The sequence below is a fragment of the Litorihabitans aurantiacus genome, from assembly GCF_030161595.1.
Classification (GTDB): domain Bacteria; phylum Actinomycetota; class Actinomycetes; order Actinomycetales; family Beutenbergiaceae; genus Litorihabitans; species Litorihabitans aurantiacus.
Map to the genome: position 1 here is coordinate 2,715,348 of NZ_BSUM01000001.1, position 14,057 is coordinate 2,729,404.

General features: G+C 74.4%; 15 protein-coding genes and 2 pseudogenes. 10 read left to right on the top strand and 7 right to left on the bottom strand.

The genetic code is table 11. The annotated features are described in order from the left end of the window. Window positions 1-172 precede the first annotated feature (172 nt). Both QQK22_RS12940 and QQK22_RS12945 read left to right on the top strand, forming a co-directional pair. Complete coding sequence (locus QQK22_RS12940) at window positions 173-565, top strand: hypothetical protein (RefSeq protein WP_284251342.1); 393 nt, start codon at window positions 173-175, stop codon at window positions 563-565. Window positions 566-660: 95 nt separating this feature from the next. After that, window positions 661-864 carry a hypothetical protein gene (locus tag QQK22_RS12945; RefSeq protein WP_284251344.1) on the top strand — a complete coding sequence of 68 codons (204 nt, stop codon included), beginning with the start codon at window positions 661-663 and terminating at the stop codon, window positions 862-864. Between the two features lie 3 nt (window positions 865-867). Here QQK22_RS12945 and QQK22_RS12950 read toward each other — a convergent pair whose 3' ends face one another. Together QQK22_RS12950 and QQK22_RS12955 are read right to left on the bottom strand one after the other, a co-directional pair. Continuing rightward, window positions 868-1,254: a type II toxin-antitoxin system VapC family toxin gene (locus QQK22_RS12950; RefSeq protein ID WP_284251345.1), complete on the bottom strand. Its 387-nt coding sequence runs from the start codon at window positions 1,252-1,254 to the stop codon at window positions 868-870. Further along, complete coding sequence (locus tag QQK22_RS12955; protein WP_284251346.1) at window positions 1,251-1,499, bottom strand: type II toxin-antitoxin system VapB family antitoxin; 249 nt, start codon at window positions 1,497-1,499, stop codon at window positions 1,251-1,253. The genes QQK22_RS12950 and QQK22_RS12955 overlap by 4 nt, the downstream gene beginning before the upstream one ends. Window positions 1,500-1,593: 94 nt before the next feature. Here QQK22_RS12955 and QQK22_RS12960 point away from each other — a divergent pair, with 94 nt between their 5' ends. Continuing rightward, entirely contained in the window at window positions 1,594-2,151 is a 558-nt protein-coding gene (locus QQK22_RS12960; RefSeq protein ID WP_284251347.1) for a GNAT family N-acetyltransferase, read from the top strand. 63 nt (window positions 2,152-2,214) lie between these two features. Here QQK22_RS12960 and QQK22_RS12965 read toward each other — a convergent pair whose 3' ends face one another. Further along, window positions 2,215-3,657, bottom strand: a complete 1,443-nt coding sequence (locus QQK22_RS12965) for a sensor histidine kinase (RefSeq protein ID WP_284251348.1) — start codon at window positions 3,655-3,657, stop codon at window positions 2,215-2,217. Between the two features lie 3 nt (window positions 3,658-3,660). Beyond that, window positions 3,661-4,314, bottom strand: coding sequence for a response regulator transcription factor (locus QQK22_RS12970; protein WP_284251349.1), 654 nt, complete (start codon window positions 4,312-4,314; stop codon window positions 3,661-3,663). A 67-nt stretch (window positions 4,315-4,381) separates the two neighbouring features. On the opposite strand from QQK22_RS12970, the gene QQK22_RS12975 reads away from it, so the two are divergent. Genes QQK22_RS12975 through QQK22_RS12985 form a run of 3 tightly spaced genes read left to right on the top strand, consistent with a single transcriptional unit; the run spans window position 4,382 to window position 7,594 of the window. After that, window positions 4,382-5,662, top strand: a complete 1,281-nt coding sequence (locus QQK22_RS12975) for a LolA family protein (RefSeq protein ID WP_284251350.1) — start codon at window positions 4,382-4,384, stop codon at window positions 5,660-5,662. Next, window positions 5,659-6,693 carry an ABC transporter ATP-binding protein gene (locus tag QQK22_RS12980; protein WP_431310158.1) on the top strand — a complete coding sequence of 345 codons (1,035 nt, stop codon included), beginning with the start codon at window positions 5,659-5,661 and terminating at the stop codon, window positions 6,691-6,693. Before QQK22_RS12975 ends, QQK22_RS12980 begins: the two co-directional genes overlap by 4 nt. Further along, window positions 6,680-7,594, top strand: a complete 915-nt coding sequence (locus tag QQK22_RS12985; protein WP_284251351.1) for an ABC transporter permease — start codon at window positions 6,680-6,682, stop codon at window positions 7,592-7,594. The genes QQK22_RS12980 and QQK22_RS12985 overlap by 14 nt, the downstream gene beginning before the upstream one ends. Before the next feature lie 64 nt (window positions 7,595-7,658). On the opposite strand, the gene QQK22_RS12990 is transcribed toward QQK22_RS12985, so the two are convergent. Continuing rightward, window positions 7,659-10,178: a M14 family zinc carboxypeptidase gene (locus QQK22_RS12990; RefSeq protein WP_284251352.1), complete on the bottom strand. Its 2,520-nt coding sequence runs from the start codon at window positions 10,176-10,178 to the stop codon at window positions 7,659-7,661. Window positions 10,179-10,211: 33 nt separating this feature from the next. Here QQK22_RS12990 and QQK22_RS19360 point away from each other — a divergent pair. Further along, a pseudogene (locus QQK22_RS19360) lies at window positions 10,212-10,601 on the top strand (Ada metal-binding domain-containing protein); the annotation flags it as partial. A 15-nt stretch (window positions 10,602-10,616) separates the two neighbouring features. Here the strand turns inward: QQK22_RS19360 and QQK22_RS12995 are convergent. Further along, window positions 10,617-10,817: a hypothetical protein gene (locus QQK22_RS12995; RefSeq protein ID WP_284251353.1), complete on the bottom strand. Its 201-nt coding sequence runs from the start codon at window positions 10,815-10,817 to the stop codon at window positions 10,617-10,619. Between QQK22_RS12995 and QQK22_RS19365 the strand changes: the two are divergent. The 3 genes and pseudogenes from QQK22_RS19365 to QQK22_RS13005 form a co-directional block, all read left to right on the top strand. Beyond that, window positions 10,773-10,940, top strand: a pseudogene (locus QQK22_RS19365) (helix-turn-helix domain-containing protein); the annotation flags it as partial. The gene QQK22_RS12995 and the pseudogene QQK22_RS19365 overlap by 45 nt on opposite strands. Before the next feature lie 59 nt (window positions 10,941-10,999). Further along, window positions 11,000-11,965: a DNA-3-methyladenine glycosylase family protein gene (locus QQK22_RS13000; RefSeq protein ID WP_284251354.1), complete on the top strand. Its 966-nt coding sequence runs from the start codon at window positions 11,000-11,002 to the stop codon at window positions 11,963-11,965. Next, window positions 11,962-12,489: a methylated-DNA--[protein]-cysteine S-methyltransferase gene (locus tag QQK22_RS13005; protein ID WP_284251355.1), complete on the top strand. Its 528-nt coding sequence runs from the start codon at window positions 11,962-11,964 to the stop codon at window positions 12,487-12,489. The genes QQK22_RS13000 and QQK22_RS13005 overlap by 4 nt, the downstream gene beginning before the upstream one ends. Before the next feature lie 169 nt (window positions 12,490-12,658). Here the strand turns inward: QQK22_RS13005 and QQK22_RS13010 are convergent, their stop codons facing one another. Then, entirely contained in the window at window positions 12,659-14,026 is a 1,368-nt protein-coding gene (locus QQK22_RS13010) for an AI-2E family transporter (protein WP_284251356.1), read from the bottom strand. Window positions 14,027-14,057: the final 31 nt, after the last annotated feature.

The following is a 14,057-nucleotide window of genomic DNA, read 5'->3' on the forward strand; positions in this document are numbered from 1 at the left end:
GACAGCCACCATACTGACGCCCGTGGACCCCGGCCTCCTGCTGGCATCGCCACGCGGCCGCCGCGCTCTGGGCGCTCTCATCGGTGTCAGCGGTGTACCGGGATGGTGGGCCTCGGCGTACGGGGTCGGACCATCGCCGGCCCCGCCACGTCGCGGGGATCTCGTCACGGGGGTGGCTGATCTGAGCGTCAGGATGCTGCACCTCGCAACAGACGCCGACGCTGTTCGCGCGGCCGTCGGTTCCGCCGTCGACACGAACATGCCGTGGCAGGAGCCGGACGAGGAGGACCATCTGCTCGCCGTGTCGGGCATGGTCGAGGCGCTGAGACCCATCGCGCAGGCCCTGTGCGATGCGCCGGTCGGCTCGACTCTCGTCCGGGGCCTCGACACGCAACAGCAGCGCCACACGCGGGTGTGGGTCGAAGGCTCCGAGATACCGGCGACCGACCCGCCCGAGATCCGCGGCCTGGACGGGCGGGCCGAGCGCTGGTACGCCGCCGTCGTCGGTCAAGAGGACCGAGCGCGGCGCGAGCTTCCGCAAGACCCCACCTTCCCCTCGACGTGACATCGTCTCGCCGTCACGACTGGTACCGACACACGGGGCGTCATGGGGCGTGGGCGATACCGAACTGGCTGGAGGTCCGCGAGCACTACGACGCCGTGCATGTCACCGTCGTCGGGTATCTCACCACCGCCGGACTTGCCATCGAGATCGGCGACGGCGTCGCCACGGTGCTAGCCGGGTGGTCTCCGGACGCCACCGCCTGGCTGACCGACGTGCTGCCAAAGTCCGGACCCGACGAGCACTGGCGTCGCGACTCCGCGATGGTGCGCGGGCACGACCACGGGTGGCGCCGCGTCTGACGCTCAATCGACCTCGGCGCGCTCGACGTCGGTGTGGACGAAGTCGTCACCCTTAAAGAGGAGCGGTAATCCTGCCTCCATCGCGACCGCATAGCTCATCGCGTCTCCGAAGTTCAGGCGGGCCGGCGAGCCACTTCCACGTCCGTAACGCGCATACGCCTGTCGCGCGATTCGCGCGTGCTCCGGTGTGAAGGGCGCGACGACGGCGCCGATGTCACGCAGGAGGTCGTCAAGATCTCCATGGCGCGAGGGACCGACGACGACGGACGTCTCGACGAGCGTGGGAGCCCCGACGACGACGCGCGGCTCGCCCGCCATCGCCCGACGGAGGCCGCCCGCATCCGGTTCGTCGCGCAGCACCGCGACGAGCGCCGACGAGTCGACGATCACCGGGGAAGCCCGTTCGTGTCATAGAGGTCGTCGTCGGTGAGGAAGGGCTCGGGTCGTGCAGCAGAACGGCGCGAGATCTCCTCGAGGCGCGCCACGACGGCATCCGCGTCCCTACGCGCGATCTCTGCGGCCAGCGCCTCCTCGAGAGCGCTACGGATGGCCCCGGTCATCGAGGTTCCCCGCCGCTCGGCCAGGCTCCGAGCGAGCTCGCGCACCCGCTCGTCCTTGATATTCAGTGTCGCCATCGTTGAAATCTACCCTAGGGTAGAACACTGGCCCAGGTGGAGGACCGAGCGAATCCGCTGGCGTTCTCCAGGGCCGATCTCTGACGATGGAGCGGTGCCGACCCCTCTCCTGCGCCCCTGGATCACCGACGACGCGACGGCGCTCCGCTCCGCCGTCGCCACCTCGCCCGATCTCGTGACCCAGCTGCCGGTCGACGCGCTCGGGGACGACGCCGCGTGCGCCGCGTTCATCACCGACCACCTCGCGACGCCGTCGAAGTACGAGCGCGCCCTGGCGATCGCGGTGGACGGTGAGGCTGTGGGGAACGTCGCGATCGGCGCGATCGATCGACGCCACGGAACCGGGTGGATCTCGTACTGGCTAGCGGCGTCGGCGCGTGGGCGAGGGCTCGCCGCTCGCGCGCTCGTCACGGTCGCCGCGCGTGCGCTCGATCCCGCCGGCGACGACCTGTTCCGCCTCGAGCTGGGGCACCGCCTGAACAACCCCTCCTCGTGCGCGGTCGCCCGGCGCGCGGGGTTCGTGGCTGAGGGCGTCGAGCGCGCGAAGCTCGCCTACGGGAGCGAGCGGTTCGACGTCGAGACGCACGCGCGGCTGCGGACCGACCCCGCGCCCTCGACCGCGCCGCTGGAGGTCGCCGCCGCCGCGTGGTGACCCCACGAGTACCTCGCGGGTCCCCACAAACCCCTCGCGAGTCCCCACAAGTACCTCGCGGACCTACGGCACGGGGAGCGTGAGGCGGGCACGCAGTCCCCCGAGCGGGGCCGGCGCCATCGCCAGCACCACGTCGCCGTCCTGCTCCCTCGCCAGCTCGCGCGCGATCGCGAGCCCCAGACCGGAGCCGCCGCCGTCGCGCTCGCGCGCCTCATCCAGACGCACGAACCGCTCGAAGACCCGCTCCCGCTCGTCCTGCGGCACGCCCGCGCCGTCGTCGTCGACCGTCACCTCACCGTCCGCCACCGTGACCACCACCCGCGAGTGCGCGTGACGCACCGCGTTCGCCAGCAGGTTGCGCAGCACGCGCGTGGTCGCGACGGCGTCGCCCACCGCACCGCCCTCGCCCACCACCTCGACCTCGCCCCCGACCTCGGCAACAGCCGCCGCGACCACGTCACCGAGGACGAGCTCCGCCGCCGCCAGCGGCCGCGACCCCAGCCGCGCCAGCAGCAGCAGGTCCTCCACGAGCACCTGCACGCGCCCGACGTCGGTGCGCAGGTCCGCCACGAGCTCCTCGCGCGGGTAGGAGTCGGGGTGGGTCTGCGCGACCTCGAGCGCCGTCCCGAGCGAGGCGAGCGGCGAGCGGAGCTCGTGCGCCGCGTCCGCCACGAAGGACCGCTGCCGCTCCGCCGCCGCGCGCGCCTGCACCACCGCGACGTCGAGCCGGTCGAGCATCGCGTTCAGGGTCGTCGCGAGCGCCGCCAGCTCGCCCGAGGTCGGCACGGGCAGCGACCCGGGCCCGCCCGCGGCGACGACGGCGTCCGCCGCCACCCGCAGCTCCTCCACCGGCCGCAGCGCTCGCCCGAGCACGAGCCACACCACCGCGCCGAGCCCCAGCGCCAGCACCGGCACGACGCCGGCGAGCGACAGCGCGAGGGCGCGCACCGTGGCCGTCACGTCACCGAGCGGCACCGCGGCGACGACGAGCACCTGCGGCGGGGTGTCCGCACCGTCCGGCCCGTCGCCCTCCCCCGCACCGGCACTCGCGGGCAGGGCGGCGAGCACACCTGCCACCCGCGCCTGCCCGGCGTAGGAGCTCGTCGCCGTCACCACGACCGGCCCACCGGCCGCGTCCTCCCCCGCCCGCGCCACCAGCTCGGCGCGCACGTCGGCCGACACCACCGGCAGCGTCAGCGAGGCGTTCGACGACGTCGCCACCACCCCGCCGTCGACGGCGAGCAGCTGCACCACCTCGCCGGGCTGCGCCACGCCGAGCGCGTCGGGCAGGCGGTCGGTGCGCACCAGGTCCGCGACGGTCACGACGCGCGCGGTCGCCGCGGCGTCGAGCGCCTCGACCCGGCCGCGCTCCAGGATCTGCACGAGCGCGACCGCGCCGGCCGTGAGCGCCAGCGCGAGCGCACCCGCGGTCAGGAGGGTGAGGCGCAGCCGCAGGGTCCGCGGCCGGCCGCGCTCACGCGCCCCGCTCGCACCACGCGCCGCCATCGCTCACCCCACCGCCCGGTACCCGGCGCCCCGCACGGTCACGATCGCGTCGCGCCCGACCTTGCGGCGCAGGTACCCGACGTACTGCTCGACCACGTTGAGGTCCTCGCCGTCGCCGTCCCAGACGTGGTCGCGCAGCTCGACCTTGCCGACCACGCGGTCGCCGTGGCGCATGAGGTACTCCAGCAGCGCCAGCTCGCGCACGGTGAGGTCGACGGCGCGCCCGTCCGCGGTCACCTGCCGCGTCCCCGGGTCCAGCGTGAGCCGCCCGACGGCGAGCGCCGCCGGACGCGGCGCCGCGGGTCGGCGCACCATCGCGCGGATGCGCGCCACCAGCACCACGAAGGAGAACGGTTTCGTCAGGTAGTCGTCGGCGCCGACGTCGAGGCCGTCCGCGACGTCGTGGTCGCCGTCCTTCGCCGACAGCAGCAGCACCGGCGTCCACACGTCCTCGCCACGCAGCGCGGTCACGACGTCGTAGCCGCTGCGGCCCGGGAGCATCACGTCGAGCACGATCGCGTCGTAGTCGCCGAAGCGGGCGAGCTCGAGGCCGCGCTCGCCGTCGTGCGCGACGTCGACCGCGAAACCCTCGGCCACGAGCCCGCGCTGGATCGATCGCGCGAGGGTGCGCTCGTCGTCGACCACGAGGATGCGCATGCCCGCAAGCATCGCACCGCCGCCTCTCTCAGCCTCACCTCAGCAACGACCGTGCACAGTGGTCGTCATGAAGAGCAACCGTCTGCGCTGGGCCGTCCCCGCCGCCACCGCCGTGGCCGTGGGTGCCGCCTTCACCATCCCCTCCCTGGCCACCGCCTCGGCCGACGAGCTGCCCGAGACGACACCGGCGCAGCTGCTGGCCGCCGTCGCCCAGGCCGAGCCGACCGCGATGTCCGGCACCGCCGTCTACACCGCGCGCCTCGGGCTGCCCGAGCTGCCCGCAGAGATGACTGGCGGCGCCGACCCGCTCAACCTCCTGTCCGGCTCCTCCACGATCCGCGTGTGGACCGACGGCGCCGAGCGCTCGCGCGTCTCGCTCCTGGGCACCGCTTCGGAGTACTCCGCCGTCGTCGACGGCGCGGAGGCGTGGACCTACTCCTCCGGCAAGAACGAGGTCGTGCACGTCAGCCTCGACGCCGAGGCGCAGTCCCAGCTCGACGCCGCGAAGGCGGATGCGCAGGAGCGGGCCGACGCCGTCGACCCCGCCTCGATCCCGACGCCGGAGGTGCTCGCCGAGCAGTTCCTCGCACTCGCCGGCACCACCTCCGAGGTGACCCTGGAGGACGACGTGGTCGTCGCGGGTCGCGACGCCTACCAGCTCGAGATCGCGCCGCGCGGCGAGGGTTCCCTCGTGGACCGCGTCGTCGTCGCGTTCGACGGCGAGACGTACGCCCCGCTGTCGGTCCAGGCCTGGAGCACGCAGGACACCTCGGCGCCGGCGCTCGAGCTCGCGTTCACCGACGTCAGCATGGAGACCCCGAGCGATGCCGCCCTCGCGTTCTCGACCCCCGAGGGTGCGACCGTCGAGGAGAAGGTGATCACCGGCGAGGACCTCGCCGCCGCGGCGCCGCAGGACGAGGCCGCCGCCGACGCGCTCGACCCCGAGGCCCTCGACCCGAGCGCCCTCGCCCCGGGCGCCGGGTTCCTTCCCGAGGGCACCAGCATCAGCGGCTTCGGCTGGAGCACGGTCGTGCAGCAGCAGGGTGTCGACGTCGCGGGTCTGCTCGCCGGTGACCCCGAGGCCGCGGCCGACGCCGCCGCCCAGCTCCCGGCCTCGCCGTTCGCCGGCCGCCCGGCCGAGGACCTCGCAGCCGAGTTCGGCGCCGACCGTGCCGACGGCGGGTTCGGCCTCGACGCGAGCGCCCTGTACGAGCAGCTCACCGCGCCGGTCGACGGCGGCCGCGTCTTCAGCAGCGCGCTGCTGAGCGCCCTGGTCACCGACGACGGACGCGTCCTCGTGGGTGCCGTGCCGACCGACACGCTCCTGGCCACCGCCGGGCTGTCTTGAGCACAGCCGCCACCGCGCACGCGACCGACGACGTCCCCACCGCCCCCGAGGGTGGTGGGGACGCCGTCGTCGCCACGCGCGGACTGACGAAGCGGTTCCGCAGCGGCCAGGTCGCCGTCGACGGCATCGACCTGCGGGTGCCGCGCGGCGCCGTCTACGGTTTCCTCGGCCCCAACGGGTCCGGCAAGACCACCACGATCCGCATGCTGCTCGGCCTCGTGCAGCCGAGCGCGGGCGAGGCTCGTGTGCTCGGCGGGGCCATGCCGCGCGACAGCGCCCGGGTGCTGCCGCGCGTCGGCGCGCTGGTGGAGGGCCCCGCGTTCCAGCCCTACCTCACCGGCCGCCGCAACCTCGAGCGGCTCGACGCCGTCGACGCCACGACCGACCCGCGCACCAAACGGACCCGCATCGCCGCGGCGCTGGACCGCGTCGGCCTCACCGCCGCCGCCACCAAGCCCTACCGCCAGTACTCCCTCGGCATGAAGCAGCGGCTCGGCCTCGCCGCTGCGCTCCTGCGCCCCCGCGACCTGCTGATCCTCGACGAGCCGACCAACGGCCTGGACCCGCAGGGCACGCGCGAGGTGCGCCAGCTGATCCGCGAGCTGGCCGACGACGGCGCGAGCGTGCTCGTCTCCTCCCACCTCCTCTCGGAGATCGACCAGGTCTGCACCCACGTCGGCGTCATGAGCCGCGGCCGTCTGCTGGTCCAGGGCGAGCGCGACGTCGTCACCGCGGGCGGGCGGACGCGGGAGCGCGCCGTCGTGACGACGACGCGCGAGCACACCGAGGCGGCGTCGCGGGTGCTGGGGCGACTCGCAGGCGACGCCGGCGGGGACCCCCTCGTCACGGTCGGCACGGGTGAGGGCGACGTCGTCACCGTCACCTCACCCCTCGGGGCGGCGGCGCTGACCGACGTCGCGCCCGCGCTGGTCGCGGCGGGAGTCCCGGTGCTCGGCCTGCGCACCGACCGACCGAGCCTCGAGGACGTGTTCGTCGAGCTGACCGGGGAGGGTTTCGATGTCGCCCGCTGAGACCACGCCCGAACCGACAGAGCCCACAGAGCCCGCCGTCGCCGAGTCCCCCGACTCGCCCGACGCGCCCACCCGCCGTCGCGGCGCGTTCGGTCGCCTGCTGCGCAGCGAGCTCGGCCTCGTGCTCGGCCGCCGCCGCAACCAGCTGCTGCTCGCGCTCCTGACCTCCGTGCCGATCCTGCTCGGCATCGTGCTCGCGATCGTCAGCGACAGCGCGTACGCCGGGCAGGGGCCGGGCTTCATCGACCGGGTCGGCGGGAACGGGCTGTTCCTCGTCGTGACGTCGCTGTTCCTGTGCACCCCGTTCCTGCTCCCGCTCGTCACCTCGATCGCCGCCGGTGACGCGATCGCCGGCGAGGCGGGCGGCGGCACCCTGCGCTACCTCCTGACGGTGCCCGTGCGGCGCGGCACGCTGCTCGTGGCGAAGGCGCTGGCGTCGATGACGTTCATGCTCGTGGCGGTGACGCTCGTGACGGCGGCGGCCCTGCTCGCCGGCGGCCTGCTGTTCGGGTTCGGCGACCTCACCCTGCTCTCGGGCCAGAGCATCCCGCTGGCCGACGGCGTGCTGCGCATGCTCGGCGTCGCGGCCTACGTCGCGATGTCGCTGACGGGCCTGGTCGCCGTCGGGCTCTTCTTCTCGACCCTCGCGGAGGTGCCGGTCGGCGTGATGGCGGCGACCGTCGTCGTCGCCATCGTCTCCACCGTGCTCGACTCGCTGCCGCAGCTCTCCGCGATCCACCCGTTCCTGCTGACGCACCACTGGTTCGACTTCGCCGAGTTCCTGCGGTTCGAGCCCTCGTGGTCGCTGCTCGGCCAGGGCCTCGCGCTGCAGGCGGCCTGGGTGGCGGTCTTCGGCAGCCTCGCGTGGGCGCGCTTCACGACGGCGGACATCACGTCCTGAGGACGGGTGCGGGTGGCCGCCCCACCACCTCGGTGGAGCGACCACCCAGGATGAGGGCGCCGACTCAGCCCGGCCGCACCGGTCCGAGGTCGGAGCGGTACAGGAACGCCGCGAAGGCGTCGCGCGCGACCGGGGCGAGCGGCTGGAACAGTGCCGTCCCGTCGTTGCCGCGCCAGCCCGTCGCGATACCGCTCTGCTGCAGCCACGCGATCTCGGCGTAGAACTGGTTCGCAGGATCGACGTCCGCGAACGGCGAGGACGCCGGGAGCGTCACCTCGGGCCGACCCGAGGCCCGGTGCAGGAACGCCGCGATGGCATCGCGCGCGATCGGGTCCAGGGGGCGGAACTCCGCCCGCCCGTCCGCCGTCGGCCACCCCGTCGCGATCCCCTGCTGCGACAGCCACACGATCTCGGCGTAGAACTCATTCCCGGGGCCGACGTCGGTGAACGGCGACGACGCCGGGAGCGCAACCGCGGGCGAACCCGCCAGCCGGTGCAGGAAGGCGGCGACGGCGTCGCGCGCGACCGGAGCCAGGGGCCGGAACGCGGCCGTGCCGTCCCCGTTGTCCCACCCGGTCGAGATGCCCGAGTCCACCAGCCAGCGGATCTCGCGCTCGAAGTCCTGCCCCGCCGCGACGTCGCTGAGCACCACCGGCGCCGGCTCGAGCCACCGCGCCTCCCACGGACCCCAGAACCCCGCCTCGTTGCGCGCCCGCACCTCCACCCACTGACGCGCACGCACGTCCCAGTCCGGTGCGGCCGACCCCGCGAACGACGCCGTCACGCCGTCCGGGGCCACCGCCACCGACACCCTCGCGCCCACGCCCGGCGCGGACACGCCGTCGGCCGCCCGCACCCGGACCTCGACCTCCGTCACCGGGGACGTCGCCGGACGACGACCGGCCGAGCTCGGCTCGGTGGTGTAGGTGTCGTCGCTGGCCGTCCCGCTCACGGACAGCGCACCGTCCGCCCCGTACTCCACCTCGACCCCGGTGACACTCGGCCCCCGCGGCGACACGTACGGATCGCCCGCCGCCGTCGCCGCGTACAGCAGGCCCGCTCCGGACGCCTCCCAGAACGCATCGGCCCGCGAGTAGGCGGGGAAGAAGCCGCCCGTGCTGTCGTTCCCGATCTCCCACGTGTACGCCGGCACGCCCAGCTGCTCGTAGGCCCAGTCCAGGTCGCTGCCACCGTTGGAGTACAGGATCTCGCCCGGCTTGCCCGTCGCGAACCCGTTGCCGAAGCTCTGCCGGAAGCCCAGCGCGCGCAGCTCCTCGAGGTTGGGCACGGGTGCCGTCTCGTCGTAGCCGTAGGGGTACATGACGTAGTCGGAGTAGGCGTGGAGCGTGAGCGCCACCCCGGTGCGGTCAGCGGGCGCGGGTCGGTCCGGCCCGACCTCGTAGGACCCGAGGAGCGTGGTCAGCAGCGCCGCCTGCTCGGCCGACTCAGGCTCCGAGAACGGTGCGGACCCGCGATAGACGAGGTCCGACGGGATCGCGGAGGCCACGCCCAGACCCCACCCGGTCGGGTAGTTGCGATTCAGGTCGACGCCCGGCTGGTCGACGTTGTAGCGGTTCGGGTCCGCCCCGCCGCCCTCCGTGTCGTTCAGGTTCTTCCGGTGCCACGCCCGCGACGAGGCCGGCGGCACGGCGTCACCGGCGGCGTTCGTCGGCACACCGGCGGCGAAGGCCTCCTGGACGACCTCGATCCCGTCGGGGTTGGTCTGGGGGACGACCCAGAGCTCGGTCGTCTCCAGCAGCCGGGTCAGGTCCGGATCGGTGCCGTAGCCGTTCACGACATCCGTCACGAAGCGCCACGCCATCTCGGAGGTGATGAGCTCGCGCGCGTGGGTCTGGGCGCCGAGGACGAACCGCGGCTTGCCGCTGCCGGCGTCCTCCCAGTCGCCGTCGGTGTCGGCGCCGGCGGTGAGTCGGACGGCGAGCAGGTCGTTGCCACCGCGACCCTGCTCCTTGAGCCAGGAGTCCCCGTAGTCGACCACCTCCACCAGCTCGGGATAGGCGTCCTCCAGGTCCGTGAGGTACTGGGCGTGCGCGTCGACCGTGCGGTAGCCGCCGAAGAAGGTCTCGTACGTGCGGTCGGCGAGCCGCGCGGCGAGCGGGTACGAAACGTCGGCCGCATCAGCGGCGTCACCGTCCGCCTCGGGGGCCATCGACCCCCCGTCAGCCCCGTCAGTCCCGCCACCCGTCGTCGGTGGGACCGCCCCGTCGAGCGTCTCCGCGTAGGTGGACTGCTCGAGGACGACGAGCCCCGCCGCCTCGAGGTCGGCCCGGGTCCCCGGGTCGCCGAGCACGGTGACCTCGCTCGCCGTCGAGGTCACGACGTCGACGCCGGCGAGCGCCGCCGCCAGCTCCGACCGGTCGAGGTTGCCCGGCGCCAGGCGGAGCAGAACGGGGCTGTCGTCTGCCGGGACGGACGCGCCCCCGGCGCCAGGTGCGCCGGGCTCGGCTGACGACGGCGACGCGAGCACGAGGCCCGCCGTCGCGACGGCGAGCGTGAGGAGCGCGGACGCCGGCCGGATCGGGACGGCGGGGGTGCGGGTGGCGCGAGGGTGCGGTGGGGTCACGTGGGACGCCTCTCGGGTCGTGATCGGTCGAGGATGGGGACCAGCAGGATCGACCGATCACGACGATCTGCACCGGTGGGGCGTGAGCACGACTCTAGGGATCCGCGACGCGCCAGTCAGCCCCCGAGGAGCACGTCCGGATCGTGGGCGGCCGACGACCGACCGCCGCGTCCGATCACCGCTAGTCCCCGCCATCGAGCGGGGCCACACTGGAGCCATGCACCTCCCCGTCGACACCGAGGCCGCCCACCGGGCGGTCACGGGACGCGACCCCGCTTCGACGGCCGGCTCTACCTCGGCGTCGTCACGACGGGGATCTACTGCCGCCCCTCGTGCCCGGCCCGCACCCCGCTGCCCCAGCACTGCCAGTACTTCCCGACGGCGGCCGCCGCCGTCGCCGCCGGGTTCCGCGCGTGCCGCCGCTGCCGACCGGACGCACTACCCGGGACGCGCCACTGGGACGTGCGCGGCGACCTCGTGGCGCGCGCGGTCCGTCTCATCGCCGACGGCGCTCTCGACGAGGCCGGCGTCGCGGGCCTGGCGCAGCGGCTCGCGGTGAGCGAGCGGCACCTGCACCGCACGCTCCTGGCGGAGGTGGGCGCCTCGGCCCAGCAGCTCGGCCGCACGCGCCGCGCGCACGCCGCCCGCACCCTCATCGAGCAGACGGCGATGCCCCTGACCGACGTGGCCTTCGCGGCGGGCTTCGGCTCGCTGCGCCAGTTCAACGACGTGATGCGGGCCGAGTTCGGCGCCAGCCCGCGGACGTTCCGCCGCGCGAGCGGGTCGGGCGCGGCGCCGGCACGCCGGCGCAGGACGGTCAGGTGGCCACCGGTGCGCCCTCCATCGCGCTGCGGCTCGCCTACCGCGGCCCCCTCGCGCTCGCCCCGCTGCGCCCCACGCTGGCCGCGCACGCGATCGGCGGCGTCGAGCGCATCGAGGTCGACGGCGGGCACCTGCGGGTGGTCGACGCGCCGTCCGGCCCCGCGGTGGTGCGGCTCGAGCTCGACCCCGGCGCCGAGGTCGTGACCGCCCCGCTCGCCGCCACGTTCCGGCTCTCCGCGCTCACCGACCTGATGCCGGTCATGACGCGGGTGCGCCGCTGGCTCGACCTCGACGCCGACCCGGCGCTCGTGGCCGAGCACCTGGGCACGGACCCGGTGCTGGGTCCGCTCGTGGCCGCCCGCCCCGGCCTGCGCGTGCTGGGTTCGCTCGACGGCGCGGAGGTCGCCGTGTGCGCGGTGCTGGGGCAGCAGGTCTCGGTCGCCGTCGCCCGCGTGTTCCAGACCCGGATCGCCGCGGTCTTCGGGTCGACAGTCGGGGGCGCGGGCGTCGACGGCCCGGTCCACGTACCGGGCCGTGACGGCGGGGTGGAGACGGCACTTCGGACGTTCCCGCGCCCCGAGGTGCTCGCCGCGGCGGGGCCCGAGGCGATCCGCGACGCCGCCAACCTGACCCAGGCGCGCGCCCGCACCGTCCACACCCTGGCGACGGCGATCGCCGACGGCCTGACGCTCGAGCCCGGCGTCGACCCGGCCACCACGCGCGAGCGGCTGCTCGCGCTGCGCGGCATCGGCCCGTGGACCGCCGACTACGTCAACCTGCGGGCCCTGCGCGACCCCGACGCGTTCCTGCCGGGCGACCTCGTGCTGCGCAAGGCGCTCGCCCGCCACACCGGCGCCGCGCTGAAGGGGCTCACCCCCGCGGTGGCCGAGAACCTGTCCCTGGCGTGGCGCCCGTGGCGCTCCTACGCCCTCCAGCACCTCTGGACCGAGGAGGTCTACGCATGACCAGCACCACCAGCACGTCTCCGCTCGTGCTCGCCACGTACCCCACGCCGGCGGGCGAGGCCCACGCCGCAATCACGCCGGAGGACGGCGTCGTCCGGCTCTTCGGATGGCTCGACGCCGAGGCGAACGTCGCGCGGCTCGCACCCGCGCTCGCGGCGCGCGGCATCGAGGAGGGCGAGGGCCCCGCGTCGGTGCGCGACGCCGTCGCGCGCTACACCGCGGGCGACCTCGACGCGATCGACGCGATCGCCGTCGACCAGCCCGGGGGCGAGTTCTTCACGGCCGCGTGGACGGCGATGCGCCGGGTCCGGCCCGGGCACCCGGTTACGTACACGGAGCTCGCGACGGCGGCCGGTCGCCCCGCCGCCGTGCGCGCGGCGGCCAGCGCGTGCGCCCGCAACCGAGTCGCGCTGGTGGTGCCGTGCCACCGCGTCGTGCGCACCGACGGCGGTCTCGGCGGCTTCTACTACGGCCTGGAGATCAAGCGAGCGCTGCAGGACCACGAGGCGCGCGCCGCCGCCTGAGCGCCTCCGACCCGCCCGCCCCTGCGCCGAGGAAGGAGCAACGGTCGCGAGGAAGGACCTCGGAGGTCCTTCCTCGCGACCGTTGCTTCTTCCTCGCGGGTGCGGGTCCGTCGGAGCGAGGTCGAGCGGAGCGGGAGCGGGGGCGGACGGGGGCCGGGGGCGGACGGGACTAGGAACCGCCGGAGCCGTGCGCGCCCGGACCGGGTCCGTCCGCCGCACGGGGCTCGGAGACCGTCCCGTCGGCGCCGTGGTCCTGGAGGACGGGCTCGCTCGAACCGCCCCCATCGTTGCCCGTCGAGGCCACAGGCTCCGCGGGCGCGGCGAGCATGAGCGGTGGTGACTCCTGCACGGGGGAGGTCCCGGCCGATGCCGCCGCGGCTGCGGCCTCCGCCACGGGCGAGATCCCGACGTCGCCCGACAGCCACCGCAGCCAGCGCGTGCGCGGATCGCCCTCGAGCACGACGGCGCGCACGAGCAGCGTGAGCGGGATGGCGAGGATCGCGCCGAGCGGTCCGATCACGAACGTCCAGAACAGCACCGACAGGAAGCTGAGCGAGAGGCTGAGACTCACGGCGTCGCTCACGAACTTCGGCTGCACGAGCACCTGCAGCACGACGTTCACCACCGAGTAGATCGCGATCACGATCAGCATCAGCGGCCAACCACCCACGATCAGTGCGAGCAGCGTCGGCGGCACGAGCCCGAGCACGAAGCCGATGTTCGGGATGAAGTTGGTGACGAAGGCCAGCACGGCCCACACCGCGGGTGCGGGCACGCCGAGCCACCACAGCGCCAACCCGTCGATGGCGGCCACGACGGCGCCGAAGCTCGCGTTGACCGTGAAGTAGCGACGCACCGAGGAGTTGTAGCGGCGGATCCGGGTCACCGTGGCGAGGCGCTCGTGGCCGTAGCTGTGCTCGGCGCCGGTGTAGCGCCCGCCGTCGGCGGCCATGAAGATCACGTAGGCCAGCACGAGGAAGAACCCGGTCAGCGTCCCGAGCACGGCGCTGCCGAGCGAGGTCGCCCACCCCATGATCGAGGTCGGCTCAAGCACGTTCGCCGCGGCGTCGGCGACCTGCGTACCGAGCCCGACGCCCTCGAGCCAGTCGATGACCCCCTGGGCGAGCGCCTGCAGGTCGGAGCTGTAGTCCGCAACCAGGTCGACGAACTCCACCCCCGCCCACGTCAGCAGCAGCGCGAGCACCGCCAGGATCACGTAGGCCATCACGACGACGACGGTGGTGCCCACCCACCGCGGCCAGCCCGCGCGGTCGAACGGGTGGCGGGCGGGGTGGCAGATCACGACGATCACGGCCGCGAGCAGCAGCGGACCGAGGAACTCCCGTCCGAGGTGGAGACCGACCAGCGTCACGACTGCGGCGGCCAGCCCCACGAGGATGCGATTCATCGAGCCGTCGGGGCCGGGCGCGGTCACGGTTGCGGCGGCGCCACCGGGAGGAGCCGGGACCGTGGGGCCTGCGAGGCCGTCGGCGGATCCGGGGTACTGCTTCGGATCGGACGACGCTGCTGCTCCCACGCGGTCAGGCTAGCGCGACAGAACCGCCGAC

Coding starts and splice junctions, on each gene's coding strand:
- QQK22_RS12955 (WP_284251346.1), bottom strand. CDS start 1,499: ATGGCGACACTGAATATCAAGGACGAGCGGGTGCGCGAGCTCGCTCGG.
- QQK22_RS12965 (WP_284251348.1), bottom strand. CDS start 3,657: ATGGCGGCGCGTGGTGCGAGCGGGGCGCGTGAGCGCGGCCGGCCGCGG.
- QQK22_RS12970 (WP_284251349.1), bottom strand. CDS start 4,314: ATGCGCATCCTCGTGGTCGACGACGAGCGCACCCTCGCGCGATCGATC.
- QQK22_RS12975 (WP_284251350.1), top strand. CDS start 4,382: ATGAAGAGCAACCGTCTGCGCTGGGCCGTCCCCGCCGCCACCGCCGTG.
- QQK22_RS12985 (WP_284251351.1), top strand. CDS start 6,680: ATGTCGCCCGCTGAGACCACGCCCGAACCGACAGAGCCCACAGAGCCC.
- QQK22_RS13005 (WP_284251355.1), top strand. CDS start 11,962: ATGACCAGCACCACCAGCACGTCTCCGCTCGTGCTCGCCACGTACCCC.